The 22,450-nt window shown below is 34.1% G+C and carries 19 protein-coding genes; 10 read left to right on the plus strand and 9 right to left on the minus strand.

The window, feature by feature from the left end; genetic code table 11:
* Position 1 precedes the first annotated feature (1 nt).
* Both ACFX5E_RS01355 and ACFX5E_RS01360 read right to left on the minus strand, forming a co-directional pair.
* Positions 2-2,446, minus strand: a complete 2,445-nt coding sequence (locus ACFX5E_RS01355) for a YfhO family protein (RefSeq protein WP_379853370.1) — start codon at positions 2,444-2,446, stop codon at positions 2-4.
* 94 nt (positions 2,447-2,540) lie between these two features.
* Positions 2,541-2,822 (minus strand): DUF4834 family protein, encoded by a 282-nt coding sequence (locus ACFX5E_RS01360; protein ID WP_379853371.1) that lies wholly within the window; start codon positions 2,820-2,822, stop codon positions 2,541-2,543.
* Positions 2,823-2,953: 131 nt separating this feature from the next.
* Here ACFX5E_RS01360 and ACFX5E_RS01365 point away from each other — a divergent pair, with 131 nt between their 5' ends.
* Together ACFX5E_RS01365 and ACFX5E_RS01370 are read left to right on the plus strand one after the other, a co-directional pair.
* Positions 2,954-3,892: a transporter gene (locus tag ACFX5E_RS01365; RefSeq protein WP_379853372.1), complete on the plus strand. Its 939-nt coding sequence runs from the start codon at positions 2,954-2,956 to the stop codon at positions 3,890-3,892.
* A gap of 21 nt (positions 3,893-3,913) precedes the next feature.
* Positions 3,914-5,032, plus strand: a complete 1,119-nt coding sequence (locus ACFX5E_RS01370) for a GTP cyclohydrolase (RefSeq protein WP_379853373.1) — start codon at positions 3,914-3,916, stop codon at positions 5,030-5,032.
* A 28-nt stretch (positions 5,033-5,060) separates the two neighbouring features.
* Here the strand turns inward: ACFX5E_RS01370 and ACFX5E_RS01375 are convergent, their stop codons facing one another.
* Positions 5,061-5,540, minus strand: a complete 480-nt coding sequence (locus ACFX5E_RS01375) for a hypothetical protein (protein WP_379853374.1) — start codon at positions 5,538-5,540, stop codon at positions 5,061-5,063.
* Between the two features lie 115 nt (positions 5,541-5,655).
* Positions 5,656-6,918 (minus strand): aminotransferase class I/II-fold pyridoxal phosphate-dependent enzyme, encoded by a 1,263-nt coding sequence (locus ACFX5E_RS01380; protein WP_379853375.1) that lies wholly within the window; start codon positions 6,916-6,918, stop codon positions 5,656-5,658.
* 268 nt (positions 6,919-7,186) lie between these two features.
* Here ACFX5E_RS01380 and ACFX5E_RS01385 point away from each other — a divergent pair, with 268 nt between their 5' ends.
* The 3 genes from ACFX5E_RS01385 to ACFX5E_RS01395 all read left to right on the plus strand — a co-directional run bounded on the left by ACFX5E_RS01385 (position 7,187) and on the right by ACFX5E_RS01395 (position 9,869).
* Positions 7,187-8,470: a DUF2157 domain-containing protein gene (locus ACFX5E_RS01385; RefSeq protein WP_379853376.1), complete on the plus strand. Its 1,284-nt coding sequence runs from the start codon at positions 7,187-7,189 to the stop codon at positions 8,468-8,470.
* Positions 8,460-9,020, plus strand: a complete 561-nt coding sequence (locus tag ACFX5E_RS01390) for a GDYXXLXY domain-containing protein (RefSeq protein WP_379853377.1) — start codon at positions 8,460-8,462, stop codon at positions 9,018-9,020. The genes ACFX5E_RS01385 and ACFX5E_RS01390 overlap by 11 nt, the downstream gene beginning before the upstream one ends.
* 63 nt (positions 9,021-9,083) lie before the next feature.
* Positions 9,084-9,869, plus strand: a complete 786-nt coding sequence (locus tag ACFX5E_RS01395; protein ID WP_379853378.1) for an NYN domain-containing protein — start codon at positions 9,084-9,086, stop codon at positions 9,867-9,869.
* Here the strand turns inward: ACFX5E_RS01395 and ACFX5E_RS01400 are convergent.
* Together ACFX5E_RS01400 and ACFX5E_RS01405 are read right to left on the minus strand one after the other, a co-directional pair.
* Entirely contained in the window at positions 9,866-10,372 is a 507-nt protein-coding gene (locus ACFX5E_RS01400; protein WP_379853379.1) for a response regulator, read from the minus strand. The two genes, ACFX5E_RS01395 and ACFX5E_RS01400, sit on opposite strands and share 4 nt — an antisense overlap.
* 14 nt (positions 10,373-10,386) lie before the next feature.
* Entirely contained in the window at positions 10,387-10,569 is a 183-nt protein-coding gene (locus ACFX5E_RS01405) for an ATP-binding protein (protein ID WP_379853380.1), read from the minus strand.
* 2,063 nt (positions 10,570-12,632) lie between these two features.
* Between ACFX5E_RS01405 and ACFX5E_RS01410 the strand changes: the two genes are divergently transcribed.
* From ACFX5E_RS01410 to ACFX5E_RS01425, 4 genes are all read left to right on the plus strand, one after another.
* The gene (locus ACFX5E_RS01410; protein ID WP_379853381.1) at positions 12,633-13,211 is read left to right on the plus strand and encodes a non-canonical purine NTP diphosphatase; all 579 of its coding nucleotides are present in this window, start codon (positions 12,633-12,635) and stop codon (positions 13,209-13,211) included.
* Positions 13,212-13,414: 203 nt separating this feature from the next.
* A complete protein-coding gene (locus tag ACFX5E_RS01415) occupies positions 13,415-15,391 on the plus strand; it encodes a DEAD/DEAH box helicase (protein ID WP_379853382.1) in 1,977 nt (658 codons plus the stop codon).
* Between the two features lie 88 nt (positions 15,392-15,479).
* A complete protein-coding gene (locus ACFX5E_RS01420) occupies positions 15,480-16,247 on the plus strand; it encodes a carboxypeptidase-like regulatory domain-containing protein (protein ID WP_379853383.1) in 768 nt (255 codons plus the stop codon).
* A gap of 123 nt (positions 16,248-16,370) precedes the next feature.
* Positions 16,371-16,640 carry a DHCW motif cupin fold protein gene (locus ACFX5E_RS01425; protein ID WP_379853384.1) on the plus strand — a complete coding sequence of 90 codons (270 nt, stop codon included), beginning with the start codon at positions 16,371-16,373 and terminating at the stop codon, positions 16,638-16,640.
* Positions 16,641-16,974: 334 nt separating this feature from the next.
* On the opposite strand, the gene ACFX5E_RS01430 is transcribed toward ACFX5E_RS01425, so the two are convergent.
* Entirely contained in the window at positions 16,975-18,435 is a 1,461-nt protein-coding gene (locus ACFX5E_RS01430) for an aminoacyl-histidine dipeptidase (RefSeq protein WP_379853385.1), read from the minus strand.
* 108 nt (positions 18,436-18,543) lie between these two features.
* Between ACFX5E_RS01430 and ACFX5E_RS01435 the strand changes: the two genes are divergently transcribed.
* A complete protein-coding gene (locus ACFX5E_RS01435; protein ID WP_379853386.1) occupies positions 18,544-19,605 on the plus strand; it encodes a DUF3810 domain-containing protein in 1,062 nt (353 codons plus the stop codon).
* A gap of 75 nt (positions 19,606-19,680) precedes the next feature.
* On the opposite strand, the gene ACFX5E_RS01440 is transcribed toward ACFX5E_RS01435, so the two are convergent.
* Both ACFX5E_RS01440 and ACFX5E_RS01445 read right to left on the minus strand, forming a co-directional pair.
* Positions 19,681-20,901: a 3-oxoacyl-[acyl-carrier-protein] synthase III C-terminal domain-containing protein gene (locus ACFX5E_RS01440; protein ID WP_379853387.1), complete on the minus strand. Its 1,221-nt coding sequence runs from the start codon at positions 20,899-20,901 to the stop codon at positions 19,681-19,683.
* 238 nt (positions 20,902-21,139) lie between these two features.
* A complete protein-coding gene (locus ACFX5E_RS01445; protein ID WP_379853388.1) occupies positions 21,140-22,444 on the minus strand; it encodes an NAD(P)/FAD-dependent oxidoreductase in 1,305 nt (434 codons plus the stop codon).
* Positions 22,445-22,450: the final 6 nt, after the last annotated feature.

Consider the following 22,450-nt stretch of genomic DNA (forward strand, 5'->3'; position numbering starts at 1 on the left):
TTTAAGATTTAAGATTTAAACCTTTTTTCCTATCAAAATAAATTCCACCAACCAAAAGCAATAACATTCCTGCAGCACTAATTAAAGTAATAGTACTTCCTGTCTTTATAACTTGTGGTTCGAATTTGAATTCTATCAAATGTTTTCCTGCTGGAACTTGTAATCCTCTTAAAACATAATCCACACGAATGTGATCTGCCTTTTTTCCATCGATAAAAGCATTCCAACCTTTTCCATAATACATTTCGGAGAAGACAGCCAAACCGTCATTGGCATTATTTGAAGTGTATTTCAAATGATTCGGTTTGTATGAATCCAAAGTTATTGTAGCCGAACTATCTTTTGCGAACGCCTTATTTTTAATTTCAAAGTCTTTACTATTTAGTATTGCAACATTTTTAGAATCCAAACTATCCAAAGCTTTCATTTCTTCATCAGCAGAATTCACTATTTTAACCTGGCTCACAAACCATGCGTTTCCATTGGCATTAGGATTCGAAGTTGGAAATTCTTTTCCTTCTTTATCCGTTTGAATTACATACTTTACATCCAGCATATTCAGGATTTCCATGTTGTTTTTGGCAATTTGGTAATCGAATAATTGTTGCATTCTTCGAGGTCGAACTGCACTATATCCTCCAATAGATTTATGAAAATAGGAAGATCTGGCGTTTAATAAACCATTTACTTCAAAAACTCTATAATTTGTAGTGTCTTTTAGAATTTGAGTATCTGAAGGACTTTCCTGAAAAGGTACTTCAACCTCGCGTCCGGAAACAAAATCTTTAGCGGAGACATATTTTTTATCGACAAAAAACAAGTCGAAAATCATCAATAAACCAACCAGAATTACCGTTGTGTTTTGGGCCAATTTATTCTTTATAAACATCCATAATACACCTGCCGAAAGCAAGATAAAGAAACCAGAGCGCAATAAATCTGCTGTATATAAACTTTTTCTATCTTCTTTTAATGCATCAATAAATCCAATTCCAAAAGCTTTATCTTGACCCTGACTGAACATTTGTAATAACTGTGCATCCATTTGTCCAACAAAATCAAACATATTTCTAATTAAAAACAAACCTATAAATAATCCAAAGACCGTTGCTGAAGCTTTCCATAAACTTGGCCATTGTTTTTCTTTTTCAGAATTCATAAAAGACTGCAATCCCATTACCGCTAAAACTGGAAAACATAATTCTAAAATTACCTGAATAGAGGAAACTGCTCTAAACTTATCATAAATAGGAACATAATCTATAAAAAAGTCTGTCAACGCAGGGAAATTTTTACCCCAAGAAAGTATTAAAGCGATTATTGCACCCGAAAGAAATACATATTTAATTTTTCGTTTATCAATAAATAAAGCTAAAATTCCCAAGAAAAAAACAACAGCTCCAATATAAGCAGGTGCTGCAACTATAGGTTGTTGCCCCCAATAAGTAGATCCATAATTTTCTGTAAATTGTAACGCTTCTGCTGGCGATGTAATGTATTGTGATATATATTTGTAAACACTAGAATCTTGATTAAGTTTTTCACTATTCCCACCCCCAAAAAGTCTTGGAGCAATAAGATTAAAACTTTCGGCAATTCCGTAACTGTATTCCGTGATATACTCTCTGCTCATGGCACTGTTGCCGATGATTTTTGATCCATCAGGATTGAAGGTCAATTCGCTTTTCCCACGTATGCTAAAATTGGCATATTCCGTAGTTGCCAATAAATTGGTAGCATTGGCTCCAATGGCAAAAATTCCTGCAACCACTAAAATTCCAAAGGAATACAACATTGATTTATATTGCTTTTCTTTCACATCCTGATAAATAAAATAACCAGAAAGTATTAATAAGAAAATCAACAGGTAATAAGTCATTTGGAAGTGGTTGGCATTAATTTCTAACGCCACAGCAAACATGGTAATTAAACCTCCTAAAACATATTTTTTTCGAAAAACTAATATAAAACCAGCAATAACAAGTGGCATATACCCAATCGCATGCGCTTTGGCATTATGACCAACACCCAGAATTACAATCAAATAAGTAGACAATCCAAAAGCCAAAGCACCAAAAAAGGCTTTCAAAGGATCAATCTTCAACACCAATAACAATCCGTAAAATCCTAAAAAGTATAAAAATAAATAATCGGCAGGACGCGGTAAAAAACGCAATACGTCATCAATCATTCCAATATAATCGTGTGGGTATTTCGCTCCTAACTGATAGGTAGGCATTCCTCCAAAAGCAGCGTTTGTCCAATAAGGTTCTCTATGATCCGAGGCTCTAAAATCGTTTTGCTCTTTGGCCATTCCGGTGTATTGAACAATATCCGATTGGAAAATTTGTTTCCCTTGCAAAACAGGATAAAAATAAATAAGAGAAATGAGTACAAAACCAATTATGGCTAAAGCGTGCGGATAGAACTTATTAAGAATTTTCATTAAAAAAGTTTAGAGTTTAAAGTTTACCATTTGATTTGCAAAACCCGAATAAAAATCAGATTCCGTTTAACCAAGTAAACCAGATGGTGCAAACTTAATCAATTTCTTCATAATCTACATAATCCCCTACTTTTTTGGTTTCGCGAGGATTTTTAGCGTTAGCCGTGTTATATATGACTTCATCCTTGCTTTGCGTTTTGTTCCAAGAGTTATCTTGGGAATATTGCTGCTGTCTCTGAAAGTTCTCTCCTGCTTTCTGCACCACTTTTTTCACCAATAGCGGTAAAAATAATTTTGCCAAAAATTTAAAAATATAATAGAAAGCTATCAGGTAAAATAGCGTTTTTATAATTCCGTCAAAAGAAGCTGTCTGCATAATTGTATGTTTTTTGCAAAATTAATAAATTCATCCCGAAAGTTCGGGACAAAATTAAAATATCAGTCTTAAATAAATGATAAAATATAGTACATTTGACTAGCGTTATTATTTTCAACCCAAAAAAGAATATGTCCAAATTTAAAATCTTACTTTTAGCATCCGTCTTAATGATTCCATGCATTCATTACGGACAACACACTGATCAAATCAACTCCAACAGACCCGGTGAAACAATGTCGGCTTTTTCAGTTGGAAAGTCTGTTTTTCAAATAGAAACAGGAATTTATGGCATTAAGCAAAACCACAGTTTGTTGAATTATGACGCCAATGGTTTTGGGATTGATGCGACATTAAGATGGGGATTGTTTATGGAAAAATTAGAATTAATCGCCGATTTGCAATATCAAAACGAAAAATTCACCACTCCATTTAACAATACAAATAGAGCTGCATTAAAGCAAACTGTTTTGGGAGCAAAATATTTGATTTATGACCCATTCAAAAATTACGAAAAAAAGGTAAATGTATACAGCTGGAAAGCGAATCGTTCCTTCAACTGGCACCAATTAATCCCTGCCGTTTCCGTTTTTGCAGGTGCCAATTTTACAATGGCGGATAATCCCTATTCTTTCTCTCCGGAGGCCAATATTTCTCCCAAAATCATGCTGATTACCCAAAACCATTTGGGTGATGGAAGTTGGGTTTTTGTAACAAATATCATCGCCGATTACGTAACAACTGACTATCCAAGTTATGGCTATGTATTAACTTTGACTAAAGGATTCAGTGATAAATGGTCTGGTTTTATAGAAAATCAAGGCTTCAAAAGTGATTTTTACAGCGATGCTATCCTAAGAGGTGGAGCCGCTTATTTACTAAATAAAGACATGCAAATTGACGCGTCGATAAGCACAAGCCTAAAAAACACGCCTTCTGTACTTTATGGCGGCATTGGATTTTCTTGGCGTTATGACGCAAATTATGAAGAAGTACGCGTAAACATTGACTCAGGAGGAGACTCTGGAAAAAAAGCCGCAAGAAGAGCCAAAAAGACAAAAAAAGGATAAACATAGAATTTCAAAAACAGCATGATTACAATAAAAGAAGCTAAAACAAAAAGTGAATTAACGGATTTCATCAAATTCCCTTTTTCTTTATATAAAAATAATAAAAACTGGGTTCCTCCATTAATCGCAGATGAACTCAAAAGCTTTGACAAAACAAAAAACCCAGCTTTCGAAAATGCAGAAGCCTATTTTTATATCGCCGTCAAAGACAACAAAATTGTTGGACGGATTGCTGCAATCATCAACTGGAGAGAAGTAACTGACCAGCAAAAAAACAAAGTACGTTTCGGTTGGTTTGATGCAATCGATGATATCGAAGTTACCAAAGCATTGCTTGAAAAAGTGTACGAATTAGGTCGAAAAAACAATTTAGAATACGTTGAAGGTCCAATGGGATTTTCTAACTTGGATAAAGTTGGAGTTCTTACCGAAGGTTTTGATGAAATAGGCACTATGATCACATGGTACAATCATCCGTATTATGCCACTCATTTTGAACAATTGGGTTACGTTAAAGAAAAAGAATACATTGAAAGTAAATTTCCTTTTTCAAATGTAAAACCTGAATTTTTTGAAAAAGCGAATGAATTGGTAAAAAGAAGGTACCAATTATCTCCTTTAAATTTCAAAACAACCAAAGAAGTAATGCCTCATGTGGATAAAATGTTTGATTTATTCAATGAATCGTATGCTTCCCTTTCTTCTTTTGTAGCCATTTCAGATACGGAAAAAGAATATTTCAAGAAAAAATACATCAGTTTTATCAATCCTGAATATATTAAATTTGTGGAAGATAAAGATCATAATATTGTTGCTTTCAGCATTGTGATGCCGTCATTTTCTGAAGCATTACAAAAGGCAAAAGGAAAATTATTCCCTTTTGGATTTCTTTATTTGCTAAAAGCAAAAAAACAAAGTAAGGATGTTATTTTCTATCTTATTGGCGTTCATCCAGAATACCAAAACAAAGCAGTAACGGCAATTATTTTTAAAGAATACTACGAAACTTTCAAAGAAAAAGGAATTATCAATTGCTATAGAACACCAGAATTAGCCGATAATACCGCCAGTATTAACTTGTGGAAACATTTTAATACGGTTGTTCATAAACGCAGATGTACCTTTCGTAAAGAATTATAAAAAAACGGCTCAAAATTGAGCCGTTTTTTTATAATCTACAATCCACTTTTGACAAGACCGTTTTCCCATCAAATTTTAACTGCTTTGTGTCTTTAAACGTTACTTTCCCTTTATTATCATCAACAACATCCCCATAACCTTCAACATACGTATTTCCCATTTTCAAGAAAGCAACTTGACGAATTGATGAAACGCCCTCGGACATAAAAGTGTAATCGGCAATAAGCGTATCGCCCCTTAGTTCCCCAACCATTGTTCCTTCGTTTGTATCTTTTTCATAGAATTTATAACTCAATTTCCCTTTTGTTACTTGATTTCCTTTGATAGTCAAATTTATCAAAATAGTATCTTTTTTAATACTACCGCTGTAACATTCACCGGAAACGGGTTCTTCAATAACTATATTTTTTGATTCATCAGGTCTTATTTCCACTTCTTTTTCCTTTTCTTTTTTACATGAAACCAGAACACTCAAAAACACGAAATATGATACAATTACTTTTTTCATAATTTTTTTGTTTAACTATTGATTTAATAAATATACTGTATTCATTTTGGATTCAATCCAAAAAAAATCCATCAACAAAAGCTGATGGATTTTCTATATAAAATTAAACAGAAAACTATGCGTCTAAATCAACCGTAGTTCTGCTTGCGATTTCTTTATAGGTACCATTTTCAAGTTTCTCACGAATCGCTTCAAAAGCAGTTAATGTTTCCTCAACATCTGATAAAGTATGTGAAGTAGTTGGTATCATTCTCAACAAGATAATTCCTTTTGGAATCACAGGATAAATAACGATAGATAAGAAAATACCGTAGTTTTCTCTTAAATCGTTTACCATAATCATCGCTTCCGGTACACTTCCTTCAAGATATACTGGAGTTACACAAGTATTTGTGTCTCCGATATTAAAATTACGCTCTCTCAATCCATTTTGCAACGCATTTACATTTTCCCACAATTTATCTTTTAATTCCGGGTGATTGCGCAACAATTCCAATCGTTTCAAAGAACCAATTGTCTGAATCATTGGCAATGCTTTAGCAAACATTTGAGAACGCAAATTATATTTCAAATAATCAATAATGTCTTTGTCAGCAGCTATAAAAGCACCAATGTTAGCCATCGATTTTGCAAAAGTAGAGAAATATATATCAATTCCATCTTGACAACCTTGCTCCTCACCTGCTCCGGCACCCGTTTTTCCAAGTGTTCCAAAACCATGTGCATCATCAACCAACAAACGGAAATTATATCTTTCCTTCATGTCAACAATTTCTTTCAATTTTCCTTGTTGTCCACGCATTCCAAAAACACCTTCCGTAATAAAGAGAATTCCTCCTCCAGTTACTTCAGCTAATTTTGTAGCACGCTCCAAGTTTTTTTCCATACTGGCAAGATCATTATGACGGTATGTAAAACGTTTTCCCATGTGCAAACGAACGCCATCAATAATACAAGCATGCGCATCTACATCATACACAATTACGTCATTTTTTGAAACCAAAGCATCAATTGTTGACATAATTCCTTGGTAGCCAAAATTCAATAAATATGCCGATTCTTTCATTACAAAAGCTGCCAATTCATTTTCTAATTGCTCATGATATTTAGTATGACCGCTCATCATACGCGCTCCCATTGGGTAAGCCGCACCGTATTGTGCTGCAGCTTCCGTATCTGCCTGACGCACTTCCGGGTGATTAGCAAGACCTAAATAGTCATTCAAACTCCAATTCAAAATATCTTTTCCACCAAACTGCATTCTTGGACCTAACTCACCTTCTAACTTAGGAAAAACAAAATACCCTTCAGCCTGTGAAGCCCATTTCCCTAATGGTCCTTTATTGTTTTGAATCCTTTCGAATAAATCTTTTACCATAATATGTCAAGTAATATTTTTAATTTTAAGAAGTTGCAAAAATAATTATTTAAATTTTATAAAGGTATTTAAAGCGAATTTATTTTTCAGGGTTTATTCTCATGAGTATCAGGAGCTATTTCCTGCTCTGCACTATATCTTTTGTGCGGTCCAAAAAAGATTACTTCGTTCCTTGCAATGACAGCACAAAAGGATGCCGTTTCGATCAGGGCTAAAAAGCGATTGCGATAATAAACTTTGTATATTTGAAGCATAGAAAACATAGCTTATGTCTGATAAAATAACAAATGAACTACAGGAACTACTAAAAGCCAATGTAGTTACAGAAGAAACCGCCGAAAAAATCCGGCAGTACTTCGACCAAAAACAGCAAGGAAACCAAAACAATCTCTCCTCTGTTTTTGGAATTTTGGGAGCAATCCTTGTCGGACTTGGAGTTATTCTAGTTTTTGCACACAATTGGGATACTCTTTCCCGATTGACCAAAACGTTACTATCGTTTCTTCCACTGATCATTGGTCAATTATTTTGTGGGTATTCTATTTTTAAAAAATCAGAAAGTTCTGCTTGGCGAGAAAGTTCTGCCGTTATTTTATTTTTTGCTGTCGGATCAAGCATAGCATTAATTGCTCAAGTCTATAACATTCCCGGAAATTTAAATTCGTTTTTAATGATCTGGATGCTGTTGTGCCTGCCATTGGTTTATCTGCTAAAATCCTCAATAGTTTCACTATTATACCTTACTGGCATCACCTATTATGGTTGCAATGCAAATTACTTTACCTATCCAAGTGCATATTCTTATTACTATTGGTTGTTACTTTTAGGAATTGCGCCACACTATTACGAACTTTTGAGAACCAAAGCTAGCAGCAATTTTACTCTGTTTCACCACTGGTTTATAGCCTTGTCTCTTGTCATTTGCTTGGGTACAATTGCCAATAAAAACGGGAATTTAACAGCATTAAGCTACATGAGTTTGTTTACCATTTTCTATTTCATTGGTCAAACGCCATTCTTCGAAAAACAAAAATTAAAAAACAATAGTTTCCTCATTTTTGGAAAACTAGGAATACTTTATATGTTGCTGCTTTATAGTTTCAAATGGTTTTGGGATAGATCTATTTACAATAGGGCCTCTTTATCGGAAACATTTTTTTCTATAGAATTTATAATTGCATTCCTTTTAACGACGTTTGCTGTTGTACTATTTTACAAGAAAAATAGCCAAACAAATTTCAGCGAAATTTCCATTCTGGAACTTGCTTTCCTGACCAATATTCTCTTTTTCATTCCCGGATACGAATTTTCTATTGTTGCGAACGGAATCGTATTAGCAATAGGAATTTCAGAAATTAAACGCGGGAATAAATTAAATCATTTAGGGATAGTAAATTTTGGTTTAATACTCACTACTATCCTTATAACGTGTCGCTTTTTTGATACTGATTTGAGTTTTGTAATCAGAGGGATTTTATTTATCACAATCGGTTTAGGGTTTTTCTTAACTAATTATCTAATGTTCAAAAAAAGAAATAGAAATGAAAAATAAGAAAAACATACTTCTATTATTTGCATTAGTAGTAATAGCGCAATTATTTGTCCCTTTACAAATGATATTTAATCAGGAAGATATCATAAAAACCGGAACTGAGTTCAAGTTTCAAACCGCTCCAATAGATCCTTACGATGCTTTTAGAGGAAAATACGTAACCTTATTCTTCAAAGAAAGAGAAATTACGGTAAAAAATGCTAAAAAATATGTTAGCGGGGAAACTGTTTTTGCAACAATTATTACAGCCAAAAATGGCTTTGCAAAAATCAGTTCTATTTCTAGAAGCAAACCAGAAAATACTGATTCCTATCTAAAATTAAAGATTGGATTTTCTCTTAATAATGATAAAATAGCCATAGATTTTCCCTTTAACCGGTTTTATATGAATGAAAATATAGCGTCAAAAGCCGAAAAAATCTATCGCGAATCTTCCATTAAAAAGAAAAATGAAACCTACGCTTTAGTTGCCATAAAAACTGGAGAAGCCATCATCAAAGATGTTCGAATCAACGAAGTTTCCATTAAAGATTTGGCAAACAAAAAATAAAGAAAAATCAATTTAAAAGAATTATTCCTACCTTTAAAGTAGAAAAACTCAATAATATTAAAAATGTCACAAGATACAATTGAATTAAAACTCGCCGTTCTCATTGATGCTGATAACGTTCCATACAGCAATGTAAAAGGAATGATGGAAGAAATCGCCAAATTTGGAACGCCAACCACCAAACGTATTTATGCCGACTGGACTAAACCAAATGCCGGAGGTTGGAAAAGTGTTTTATTGGAACACGCCATCACGCCTATTCAACAATACAGCTACACGGTTGGTAAAAACTCTTCGGATTCAGCGATGATTATTGATGCCATGGATTTATTGTATTCGGATAAAGTGGATGGTTTTTGTATCGTTTCCAGTGATTCCGATTTTACAAGACTGGCCATTCGTTTGAGAGAATCAGGAATGAAAGTCATTGGAATTGGAGAACAAAAAACACCGAATTCCTTTATTGTTGCCTGCGATCGGTTTATTTACATCGAAGTTTTGGATGGCGCAATAAAGAAAAAAGCAAAGAAACGTTCGGCAGATCCTAAAAAACCCGTTGAGAAACCCGTTGAGAAACCCGTTGAAAAATCATTAAACAAGATAGATTTACATACGATTGAACTTATCGAAACCTCCATAGAGGACATTTGTGATGATGACGGCTGGGCATTTCTTGGAGACGTGGGAAATATGATCGTAAAGAGAAAACCTGAATTTGACCCAAGAAATTATGGTTTTTCAAAACTCACCCCAATGTTAAAATCGCTAACTGATATCCTGGAAATCGACGAGAGAGAATCCGATAAAAAAGGAATTAAACACGTTTATGTTCGATTGCGTTACAGTTAAACTAACTCTTTTATCATTTGAAATAAGGTTTCTTTCTTAATTGGTTTTGATAAATACTGATTCATTCCAATTTCCTTAACCCGCTGTTTTGTAGTTTCCATAACATCAGCAGTTACGGCAATAATGGGGATGTTCGCATTAGATATGCCGGCTTCCCCATTTCTAATGGCGATTGTGGCTTTGTAACCATCCATGATCGGCATTTGAAGATCCATTAATACAATATCAAATTGGTTTGTTTTGAATGCATCTAAACATTCTTGACCATTGTTTACGTAAATTACTTTGGTATATAACCATTTTTTGACAATCATTTTAATAACCATTTGATTGATGGGATTATCCTCAACCACAAGAATCGTTTTCCCTTCTAAATCATAAACCGCAGGCTCAATTACAATTACTCCCTTTTTTTCCTGGAGGACCACATCAAAATCCAGTGTTATTTTACCCGTTGCACCTTTATTCATTTTACCATCCATTTCAACGTTTCCGTTTTGCATATCTACCACTGTTTTTATAATATAAGGTCTAATCTGAGTCCACCAAATTTCCGCTTGTTATCAATATTATTTTGTGAAAAAGAATCAAAAATACTGTCCATTTTTTCTTTAGGAATTCCCACACCGGAATCAGATACTGTCAATATCAAACTAGCTCTGTTATTAGGTTTCATTTCAGCATCGACATGAAATTTCACAACCCCTTCCGATGTAAATTTGATGGCTTCTTGTTAACCACTTGAGCTAATCTGGTCACTTCTCCAATCATTCAATCAGCAATGTCATCCGATTTTGAAAATTAAAATTCCAAACCTTTATTGTTGGCTCTGTTGATTGCATTATTTTTCAAATGTTCCAAAAACTTTAACAGTGCTGAAATTGAGATTCTTCGCGTTTAAATCTGCCTTTTTCAATTTTTGGTCATTAATTTCTTCCGAACGAAACAAAGCAATTCTATTCATTTTTCTTATTCTCAAGATTCCAAATCAAATTTGACATCGACAAAGAACGAAAAATAACTTCTAAACCTGTTCCTAATTTTGAAGTATTTTGAGTAAAAAAATGAAGAGGAAACAACCCGAATTTATATAAAATAAATACGCCACAACCGACGATAAAAAATAAAACACCTGAGGTAAAAAACAATCCCTCTACAGTGGCAACTTTAATAAAAATTATGCAGCGATAAGCGTAAACATCCACTAAAATTAAACCAATAAAAAGGAGGACCTTTTGAGTCCTCCAATTGTTGATTCTGATTTACCATTATCAGCTCATACATTATATCGTATAGCGGATTATTGAATTGTCATTATCTTCTGTTGAAGATAAAAACTCAAGTAATTAATCAAAACCACACTCAAAGATACAATTTACTTTTTCTAAAAAAGAAATCAATAAAGGCTTTAACTAATGATTAACTAATTGAAAATAAACATATTACGCACCTAACATCTTCAATTGTTGAACTCCCATTTTTTTAAGTAAGTCGTTGAAGTCATTACTAAATAAATTAAAAAGACAAATACTAGTTTTCAGTGAACACAATAAAAAAGGAGGTCTTTTTAAAGGACCTCCTATGTGATTCTGAATTACCGATATTAACTCTTACCGTTACTGGTATAGTCTATTGTGAGTTATCAACCTCATTATAATATTGATATTCCCAAGTATTCAATCAGAATCACATATCAAAGATATTATATGTTTCTAAAATAATCAACTGTTAATCAGCATTTAACCAATAATTAACGCAATCTATTTATTGTATTGAAATCAAAGCTATTTATACGTTTATACCATTAAAATTTAGGGAATTTTAATAAAAAGAAGTTTCTAAAAAAATAGCATTAGAAAAATAAACAAACTAAAAAAAGATTTTTGATGCATAGTCATAAAAAAAGGAGGCCTTTTAAAGGGCCTCCAACTGTAATTCTGATTTACCATTTATCAACTCATACCGTTCAGCATGAAATGACTATTTGAATAAGCTTCTCTTTGCAGATGGTTTTACTCAAGTGATTAATCAAAACCACACTCAAAGATACAACTTATGTTAGTTAAATTATTAAAAAATAATGCTTTAACTATTAATTAACGTACTGTTTTTGAATTCATTAAAAACGAATTTCCTCTACTTATATATTGACCATCATGACTGTCCGTTACCAATACCAATGTAATTACTTTTGTCATTTCGTCGAAGGTGACTCGAACGAAGTGCATAGGTGAAACAAATCTTATTAGATGCTCTCGTTATATGATTTCTCCTTCGTCGAAATGACAAGACAGCTAAATTTTATTCATAAGATGTAACTTGGCAAATTAACGGACAGTCCTATAAACCACTTATGCAACAAACCATGTTATTCAGTATTTAAACACATAAGTAGAAACCACAAAAAAGGAGGCCTTTTTAAAGGGCCTCCCATTGTTGATTCTGATTTACCATTTATCAAGTCATACCGTTCAGTATGAAATGACTATTTGAATAAGCTTCTCTTTGCAGATGGTTTTACTCAAGTGATTAATCAAAACCGCACTCAAAGATACAACTTATGTTAGTTAAATTATTTAAAAACAATGCTTTAACTATTAATTAACGTACTATTTTTTAATTAATTAAGCAGCATATATTCTTAGAATTACAAATGCTGTATCACTTTTAAAAATCAAAACCTAGCTCCTACTGGTATTGCCAACTTCCTTATAGAATACCGAAAAAAATGTATCTTTGGACAATAAAATTAAAACCGACAAAATGCAACTCGTTTTCGCTTCCAATAACAAAAATAAAATCTTGGAAATCCAAAGTATACTTCCTGAAAGCATCAAAATCCTAAGTTTAGAAGATATTGGATGTTTAGAAGAGATTCCGGAAACGGCGGACACTATTGAAGGGAATGCCATTTTGAAAGCCAATTATGTGACCCATAAATATGGCTACGATTGCTTTGCAGATGATACTGGACTTGAAGTAGCGGTTTTAAATGGAGAACCCGGCGTTTACTCCGCAAGATATGCCGGCGAACAGCGCAATGCAGAAGACAATATGGATAAGTTATTGAATGCCTTGTCCGATAAAAATAATAGAAATGCACAGTTTAAAACGGTGATTGCATTGAATATAAAGGGCAAACAAGAATTATTTACAGGTATTGCAAAGGGTGAAATCACTTTAGAAAAAATAGGAAATAAAGGTTTTGGTTATGATCCCATCTTTCAACCTATTGGATACAACGAAACTTTCGCTGAATTATCATTGGAAATTAAAAATGAAATCAGTCACAGAGGAATAGCAACACAACAGCTCATCAACTTTTTAAGAAAGAGGAGTTAATTTTTATATTATTCAAATTTAACACTAAAAAGTTAAACTGAAAACCCTACTTTAAGCCTAAATTTTTAAATTTTAAAAATCAAATTTCAAACCAATCTTATAACTTTCTGACAATCAAATGATAATAAATCATTAAATCTTAAAACAGCATTAGTTTATATCGATTATTAACAGTAATTTTGCACCCTATTTTAAAAATACATATGAATAAATTTGAACAATTAGGATTGAGTGAATCGTTACTGAAGGCGATTTTAGATCTAGGATTTGAAAATCCGACCGAAGTACAGGAGAAAGCGATTCCCCTATTATTGGAAAAAGACACAGATATGGTTGCGTTGGCTCAGACAGGGACAGGGAAAACGGCAGCTTTTGGTTTTCCAGTTATTCAGAAAATTGATGCCAACAACAGAAACACACAAGCATTAATTTTATCTCCAACACGTGAACTTTGTTTGCAGATTACCAACGAAATTAAAAACTACTCTAAATACGAAAAAGGTATTAATGTGGTAGCAGTTTACGGTGGAGCTAGCATAACCGATCAAGCGAGAGACATAAAGAGAGGCGCACAAATTATTGTGGCAACTCCAGGAAGAATGCAAGACATGATTAATAGAGGTTTAGTAAACATCTCTCAAATCAACTATTGTATTCTTGACGAAGCTGACGAAATGTTGAACATGGGTTTCTACGAAGATATCGTGAACATCCTTTCTACTACGCCAGACGAAAAAAACACATGGTTATTCTCTGCAACAATGCCTGCTGAAGTAGCACGTATTGGAAAACAATTCATGACGGATCCAATTGAAATTACAGTTGGAGCAAAAAATTCAGGTTCTGCTACGGTTTCTCACGAATTTTACCTTGTAAATGCACGTGACCGTTACGAAGCTTTGAAACGTTTAGCTGATGCTAATCCAGACATTTTCTCAGTAGTTTTTTGTCGTACCAAAAGAGATACGCAAGCTGTTGCTGAAAAATTGGTTGAAGATGGATACAGCGCTGCTGCATTGCACGGAGATTTATCTCAAGCGCAACGTGATGGTGTAATGAAATCTTTTAGAGGAAGACAAATTCAAATGCTTGTAGCTACTGATGTTGCTGCACGTGGAATTGACGTTGATAATATTACTCACGTAGTAAACTACCAATTACCTGATGAAATCGAAACTTACAATCACCGTTCAGGTCGTACTGGTCGTGCTGGTAAATTAGGAACTTCTATTGTAATTGTAACTAAAAGTGAATTGCGTAAGATTTCTTCAATTGAAAGAATCATCAAACAAAAATTTGAAGAAAAAACAATCCCTTCTGGAATTGAAATCTGCGAAATCCAATTGTTACACTTAGCTAATAAAATTAAAGATGTAGAAGTTGATCACGAAATTGACAACTATCTTCCTGCAATTAACAGCGTTCTTGAAGATTTAACGAAAGAAGAATTAATCAAGAAAATGGTATCGGTTGAGTTCAATCGTTTTATCAATTACTACAAGAAAACTAGAGATCTTTCTAATCAAGCTTCAGGTTCTGAAAGACGTGAGCGCGATGATAGAGATGGTGCTCCAAGAGAAAATAACAATGGTGGTGCAACAAGATATTTCGTTAACATAGGTTCTAGAGATAACTTTGATTGGATGTCATTGAAAGATTACTTGAAAGAAACATTAGACTTAGGTCGTGATGACGTTTTCAAAGTAGATGTAAAAGAAGGTTTCTCTTTCTTTAACACTGATCCGGAACACACTGATAAAGTAATGGAAGTATTGAATAACGTACAATTAGAAGGACGTAGAATCAATGTTGAAATTTCTAAAAATGATGGTGGCGGAAGACGTGATCATAACGGAAGAAGCTCTGGTGGTGGTTTTGGCGGAGGTCGCTCTGGTGGCGAAAGAAGCTCAGCTCCAAGAAGAGAAGGTAGTTTTGCACCAAGAAGAGAAGGTTCTGGAGGTGGTGGTTTCAGAAGCGATAGAAATTCAGCTCCAAGAGAAGGTGGATTTGGCGGAAGAAGTTCAGCTCCAAGAGAAGGTGGTTTCGGTGGAAGAAGTTCAGCTCCAAGAGAGGGTGGATTTTCTGATAGAGCGCCACGAGAAGGCAGTTCTGATAGAGCACCAAGACGTTCTGAAGGCTTTGGTGATGCACCCAGACCAAGAAGACCAAGAAAAGACTAACATTCATTGTTAATTTTCTTATAATTATAATAAGAAACTACAAAATATTCAATCCCCTTTTATTACTTTTAAAGTTTTAAATGAGTTTATGAAATATTTTGTAGTTTTCTTTTTTTTAGTACTTACCTCAGCTGCTATCGCACAAGATATACAGCCCTCCCAAAAGGTTAATGGTTTTATTATCAACAACAATACGAGACAGCCTTTGTCTAATGTAAATATCATCAACATTAATAAAGTAAGAGGGGCATCTACAGATTCGAGAGGATATTTCGAAATCGATGTGCAACTAAATGATACTTTACATTTTACTATTCTGGGATACCAATCCTTAAGAGTTCGTGTTACAAACGACTGGATAAAAAATAAAAGCACTAAAATACAACTTACCGAAAAAGCCATTGCGCTGGAAGAAGTAATCATCAGACCTTTTAATTTAACTGGATATCTGGAAGTTGATTCAAAATTAATTCCAACGAAAGAAAACTACCGTTACAGTATTTCTGGCTTAACACAAGGTTATGAGGCAGGTGAATATTCTCCAGATGCCTTTGGCAAAGTATTGGGTTCTATCTTTAATCCTACGGATATGCTTTATAATTTCTTTGGAAAAAATCCAAAAGAGCTCAAAAAGCTAAAAGAAATGAAGAAGGATGATACAGTACGAAATCTGTTAGAATCTAAATTTGACAGGGAAACAATATCCGTACTTCTCGGTGTTGACAAAAATGAATTAGCCGAAATTTTGCAACGTTGTAATTATTCCGAAGCCTTTATACAAACGGCTAACGATTTACAAATCATGGACGCTATAAGTGGCTGCTATGAGGAATATAAAATTCTGAAGAAGAAATAAGAATAGTCTACGGTTTAGATCTAAGATAATTTCAATCCTCAATTGCTAAAGTAGTTGGGGATTTTTATTTTAAAATACTTAAATTTGATTTTTACCTAAATTTCAAATCCAAAACTAAGATCCATGTCTAAAATACCTTTCCAAGCCATCAATTGGGACAAAATAGAAAGAACAGAACATAAAGGAGAAACTGGAACCGCTTATTGGCAAACGATACAATTAGGCGGACTTAGAATTCGAAAAGTTACTTATTCCGAAGGTTATTTGGCAGATCATTGGTGCCAAAAAGTGCATATTGTACATTGCCTCGAAGGAAATTTTATTACCGAAATGGAGAACGGACAGCAAACAAATCTGTCTAAAGGGATGACTCTGTCGTTTCTGATGATTTAAGCTCTCATCGCTCTATTGCCACTAATGGAGTTGAATTATTAATTATCGACGGGGATTTTTTGAAATAATCTTAAAATAAATAAAAATATTATATACATTTACTTACATCAAAAGTAAAAACAAAATTTAAATCCAATATCATGGCAAAAAGTCAAGACGCAAAGAAAACTGCAAAAAAAGAGCCTTTAAAAACGGCTAAAGAAAAGAAAGAAGAAAAAAGAGACAAGAAAAACACGCCTAAAAGAGACTAAAATCAGTGTTCAGTATTCAGATTATAGTGTTCCGTTTCGTTTGATACTGAACACTATTTTTTTTTAATACTGAACACTGAATACTATTTCACAGGAATATTAGCTAAAATTTCCAGTACAAATTTCCAAAATTTCTGAGAAGAAGAAATACTTGCTCTTTCATCCGGAGAATGTGCGCCATGAATTGTTGGTCCAAAAGAAATCATATCTATATCCGGATAATTAGTTCCCAGAATCCCACATTCTAATCCTGCGTGACAAGCCACAACTTTTGGTTTTTCCTTATTTTGTTTCTCATAAATAGCAACAAGCACATCTAGAATCTCCGATTTTACATTTGGAGTCCATCCTGGATAAGAACCAGAAAGCTCCACCTCGCAACCTACCAATTCAAAAGCAGAACGCAAAGAATTAGCCAAGTCATATTTAGACGTTTCTACAGAAGAGCGAGTCAAACATCCTATTGAAATTTCACCATCTTTGATGATTACTCTCGCAATATTGTTAGAAGTTTCAACTAAATCTTCCATATCGGCACTCATGCGATACACGCCATTGTGTGCAGCATAAATCGCTCTGATAATCCCTTCCTGAACACCCAAATCCATTACTTTTTTCGGTAAATCACATTTCACGATTTCGATAGTCAAGTTTGGTTCCGTCGTTTTATATTCGTTTTTGATGTCGTTGATGATTTCCTGCATATCAAAAATATAGGCTTCATCAAACATTTCGGAAATAATTACTGTAGCGACACTTTCTCTTGGAACCGCGTTACGCAAACTTCCTCCATTGATTTCCGCCACTTGCAAACCGAAGTTTTCAAAAGCGTCAAATAGCAAACGGTTCATAATTTTATTGGCATTCCCCAATCCCTTATGAATATCCATTCCTGAATGTCCGCCCTTCAGTCCTTTTACGGTAATAAGATGTCCAACAGAACCTTCTGGAACTTCCTCCTCGTGGTAACTTCTTGTAGCCGTTACATCTATTCCTCCAGCACAACCAATGTCTATTTCATCATCCTCCTCTGTATCTAAATTCAAAAGAATTTGACCCTGAAGAATGCCTCCTTTCAGATTTAAAGCTCCTGTCATCCCAGTTTCTTCGTCTATGGTAAACAAAGCTTCAATAGCTGGATGTGGGATATCTTTGCTTTCCAGGATTGCCATAATTGTAGCAACCCCAAGACCATTATCCGCACCAAGAGTTGTTCCTCTGGCACGAACCCAATCTCCATCAACATACATGTCTATTCCTTGTGTGTCAAAATCAAAATCGGTATCGGCATTTTTTTGATGTACCATATCCAAATGTCCTTGAAGAACAATCGCTTTACGATTTTCCATTCCTGGAGTAGCCGGTTTGCGTATAATTACATTACGGATTTCATCTTCAAAAGTTTCCAATCCCAGACTGTTTCCGAAGTTTTTCATAAACTCAATCACACGTTCTTCTTTTTTAGAAGGGCGCGGAACAGCATTCAAATCAGCAAACTTATTCCAAAGCGCTTTGGGTTCTAAATTTCTTATTTCTTGGCTCATTTATTTTATTTGAAGTTTAAATTTTATCAAGTTCAAAGTTACAAAGTTTAAATTCTTTTCGCTACTAATTGATATTGTAATTATATTTACATTTTTAAAAGCAATCTGGTGAAACCAAAATATTTTCTTCCCTCCTTTCTTCTTGCACAACTATTTTTTCTGCAAATCATTCCCTATTTCCCTGAACATGTGGAACAATTTTACAGCAATGGGCTGTATCCGCTTATTTCACGATTTTCCAGAGTTGCATTCGGAAGGATTCCTTTTTCATTGGGCGATTTCATTTATTTTATAACCATTTTATCAATATTAGTTTGGCTTTGGAACAAACGAAAATCCTGGAAATTACAATGGAAAAACAACATCCTTGTGATGTTGAGTTTTATTTCTGTATTCTATTTCTTCTTCCATTTGCTTTGGGCAATGAATTATTACCGTGAACCTCTTTTTCAGAAAATGGACATCAAAAGAGAGTATTCAGATATTGATTTATTGGCTTTCACCAAAAAATTAATCACCAAAACTAACTCCGTTCAAGGACAGATTACACAAAATGACAGTTTAAAAGTCGTTTTTCCCTATTCGCAAGAGCAGGTTTTCACTATGAATTTGAATGGTTACCAAAACCTGTCCACAAAATATCCTTATTTCACGTATACCAATTTAAGCACAAAAAAATCACTCTTTAGTCTGCCCTTAACTTATATGGGATTTGGAGGTTATTTGAATCCGTTTACTAATGAAGCACAAGTAAATGAGCTTGGACCAATGTATAGCTTCCCCATGACAACCAATCATGAAATGGCACACCAAATGGGTTATGCAAGCGAAAGTGAATGCAATTTTATTGGTTTTTTAGCATCTGTAAAAAATGATAATTTATACTTTCAATACTCAGGTTACAGCATGGCTTTGCGCTATTGTTTATCCAATTGGCAAGTTCGAGATGAAAAAATATTTAAAGAATTACTAAAAACCGTTCATCCCGGAATTTTGAAAAATTACAAAGAAAGTGACCATTTTTGGAAACAATATGAAACACCAATTGAAACTGGTTTTCATGTTTTTTATGACAATTTCCTGAAATTAAATCAACAAAAAGATGGCATAGAAGGCTACAGTAAGTTTGTAAATTTGATGGTGAATTATTACAAAAAAAATGAGTTATGAGTTCTAAATGTTACCATTTTCAAACTCATAACTCATCTTATATAAACTTGTTCACCTATTCTAGCGGCTTAATTTCTATATTTTTTCAAGTAACAATCCTGTGGCTGTAAGACCCGGCCCAAAAGCCATAGCTACAATTTTAGTTCCCGATACTATACTGTCATCATTAACAATTTCATTAAAAATATGAGGAACAGTAGCGGAAGACATGTTTCCCTGTTGACGCAATATTTCATAAGACCAACGTGCCTGATCTTTTGAAATTCCAACAGCATCGACCACATAATCAATAATTTTTGGTCCTCCGGGATGGATTGCAAAATGCATTTTGGATTTCTCTTCTTCAAGATCTACATCAACTTTGGCACAAAGGGTTGTCAAAAAAGATTTGATGTTTTTACGGATAAAAACGGGAACCCTTTTAGAAAGCGTCATCAAAAAATTGTATTCTCCTATTTCCCAAGACATATCGTCTAATGAATCCGGAATAATCACCTCATGGGAAGCTAAAATTCGGAGTCCTTTTTTATCCTGAATGGAATCATCATTAATAAACGTATCTTCTTCATATAAAGAATATCCAATAAAACCATCTGCAAAAAGAGAGCAAATCATCGTGTTTGCAACAGAAAATTCGGTTAAATTTAAATGTGCAGACAATAACTCTGTATGAACCACATCTACTCTTCCATGAAGTTGACTTCCTCTTATCAAGTGACTGGCAGTTCGTATAGCAGGAAAGGCCCCATAACACCCCATTTGGTAGGAATGTGTAACCTGAGTTGTTTCCCAATTTCTATTTATTACGGCTTCTTGGGCAACACTAGGAGAGGAATAACCGGAGCAAGTAACATGTACCAAGTTTTCAGGAGCAGCGGTTGCTTTTGAATAGAATTCGTCAAAAACATATCCCATTTTTTCTTTAAACCACTGCATACGGATTCCAATTTTTGGGCCAAATAAATCTCCTCTTCCAGATGCTAAACTAGCAGGGAATTGATAATCCGAAGGTAAAGTTTCGTCCATTTCATTTTCAATAAAATGTTCTACTTCTTCAAAAATTAAAATTTGTCTTTTATTAATATTTTCAGAAGGGACAGAATATTTATCAACCTGGTCTGAGATAACCTCAAAACTATTTGATTCTTCTAAAATTTCATCATCTCCTGCACCAACTAAAATTGATTTAGTTTGAAAATGATGGTATAAAAACTTAGTGTATTGGTTAAGTTTTTGCTGATCGATTAATTTCCCTACCAAAATGGGCTTGAAATTAGAAATAATTATGTTTTTCATTAATTTTGCAACTTTGTGTGAATTCCACAAACTTAAGGCATAACATTATTTATAAAAACAAGGAAAATAAAAATTAAATTAAAAAAAATATAAATTCTTGATTATCAAGTATTTAAAAAACCTATAGTTTTGTTAAAATATTGTTAATCAGTATATTGTAAGAATGGTATCACACTCGTTTATAGGCTGATTATCAGCAATGTAAGAATGTAATTACATCAACAATAAAGCCGATTTTCTATAGTTCATCACTGGTAAACGTAGTAAAACTTTTCTTTTTAAACGGTCGGATAATCAATCGTCCTTCACGGTCAAAACGAATGTAATTATAAACCCAATTCAGGAAAACTACCGCTTTGTTTTTGAATCCAATTAGGGAGAACAGATGCACAAACATCCACACGAACCAGGCAAATACGCCGCTGAAATGGTATTTTGGCAAATCGACTACGGCTTTGTTTCTTCCTATTGTGGCCATCGAACCTTTGTCGTTGTATTCAAAGGCTTCCATAGGCTGTTTTCTAATTAATTTTACAATATTTTCACCCAGTAATTCACCTTGTTGCATAGCGGGTTGAGCCATCATGGGATGTCCTTCTGGATACTTTTCAGTTTCCATGGAAGCTATGTCGCCTACGGCAAAAATATTGTTGTAACCTATCACTTGATTGTATTCGTTTACTCGAATACGATCTACTCTTTCTACCAATGATTTGGCATCTAAACCGGCAACTATAGCTCCATGTACACCAGCAGTCCATATAACGGTTGCGGTTTCAAATGTTAAATCAGAATTAGTGAGAATGGTTCTTCCGTCATAATTAGTTACCCTAACATTTTTCCAGATTTTGACTCCTAAACTGTGCAGAAATTTTTCGGCAGCAATGGAAGATTTCTCACTCATCGTGTTTAATATTCTGTCTCCGCTTTGAATGAGATTGATTTCCATTTTATCAATATCTAAATCGGGATAATCTTTTTGCAGAATGGCTTTTTTCATTTCTGCCAAAGCACCGGCAAGCTCTACTCCTGTTGGACCGCCACCTACGAGTACGAAATTAATAAGGCTATTACGCTCTGCCACATCAGTGGTAAGAACCGCTTGTTCGAAGTTTTCGAGAATAAGACTGCGTATGTTGAGTGATTGCGGTATGGTTTTCATCCCCATACTGTTGCGCTCTATTTCTTTATTGCCAAAATAATTGGTCTTAGATCCCGTGGCAATGATCAGATAATCGTAATGCAATTCGCCAATTTCGGCGATGACTTTTTGGTTTTTAGTATCTATTTCTTCTACAGAAGTGAGTCGGAAATAGAAATCACCATATTCCTGAATAACTTTCCGAATTGGATAAGCAATGGAACCGGCTTCTAACCCGCCAGTGGCGACTTGATATAACAAGGGTTGAAAAGTATGGTAGTTGTGTTTGTCTAAAAGTACGACTTGCACGTTTTTATTTTTTAATTGTCGGGCCAATGCAATGCCCGCAAAACCTCCTCCTATGATTACTATTCGGGGTAAAGCTGAATTTGGGATGTTCATTTTTAT

Source organism: Flavobacterium xylosi, assembly GCF_042787345.1.
GTDB lineage: Bacteria > Bacteroidota > Bacteroidia > Flavobacteriales > Flavobacteriaceae > Flavobacterium > Flavobacterium xylosi.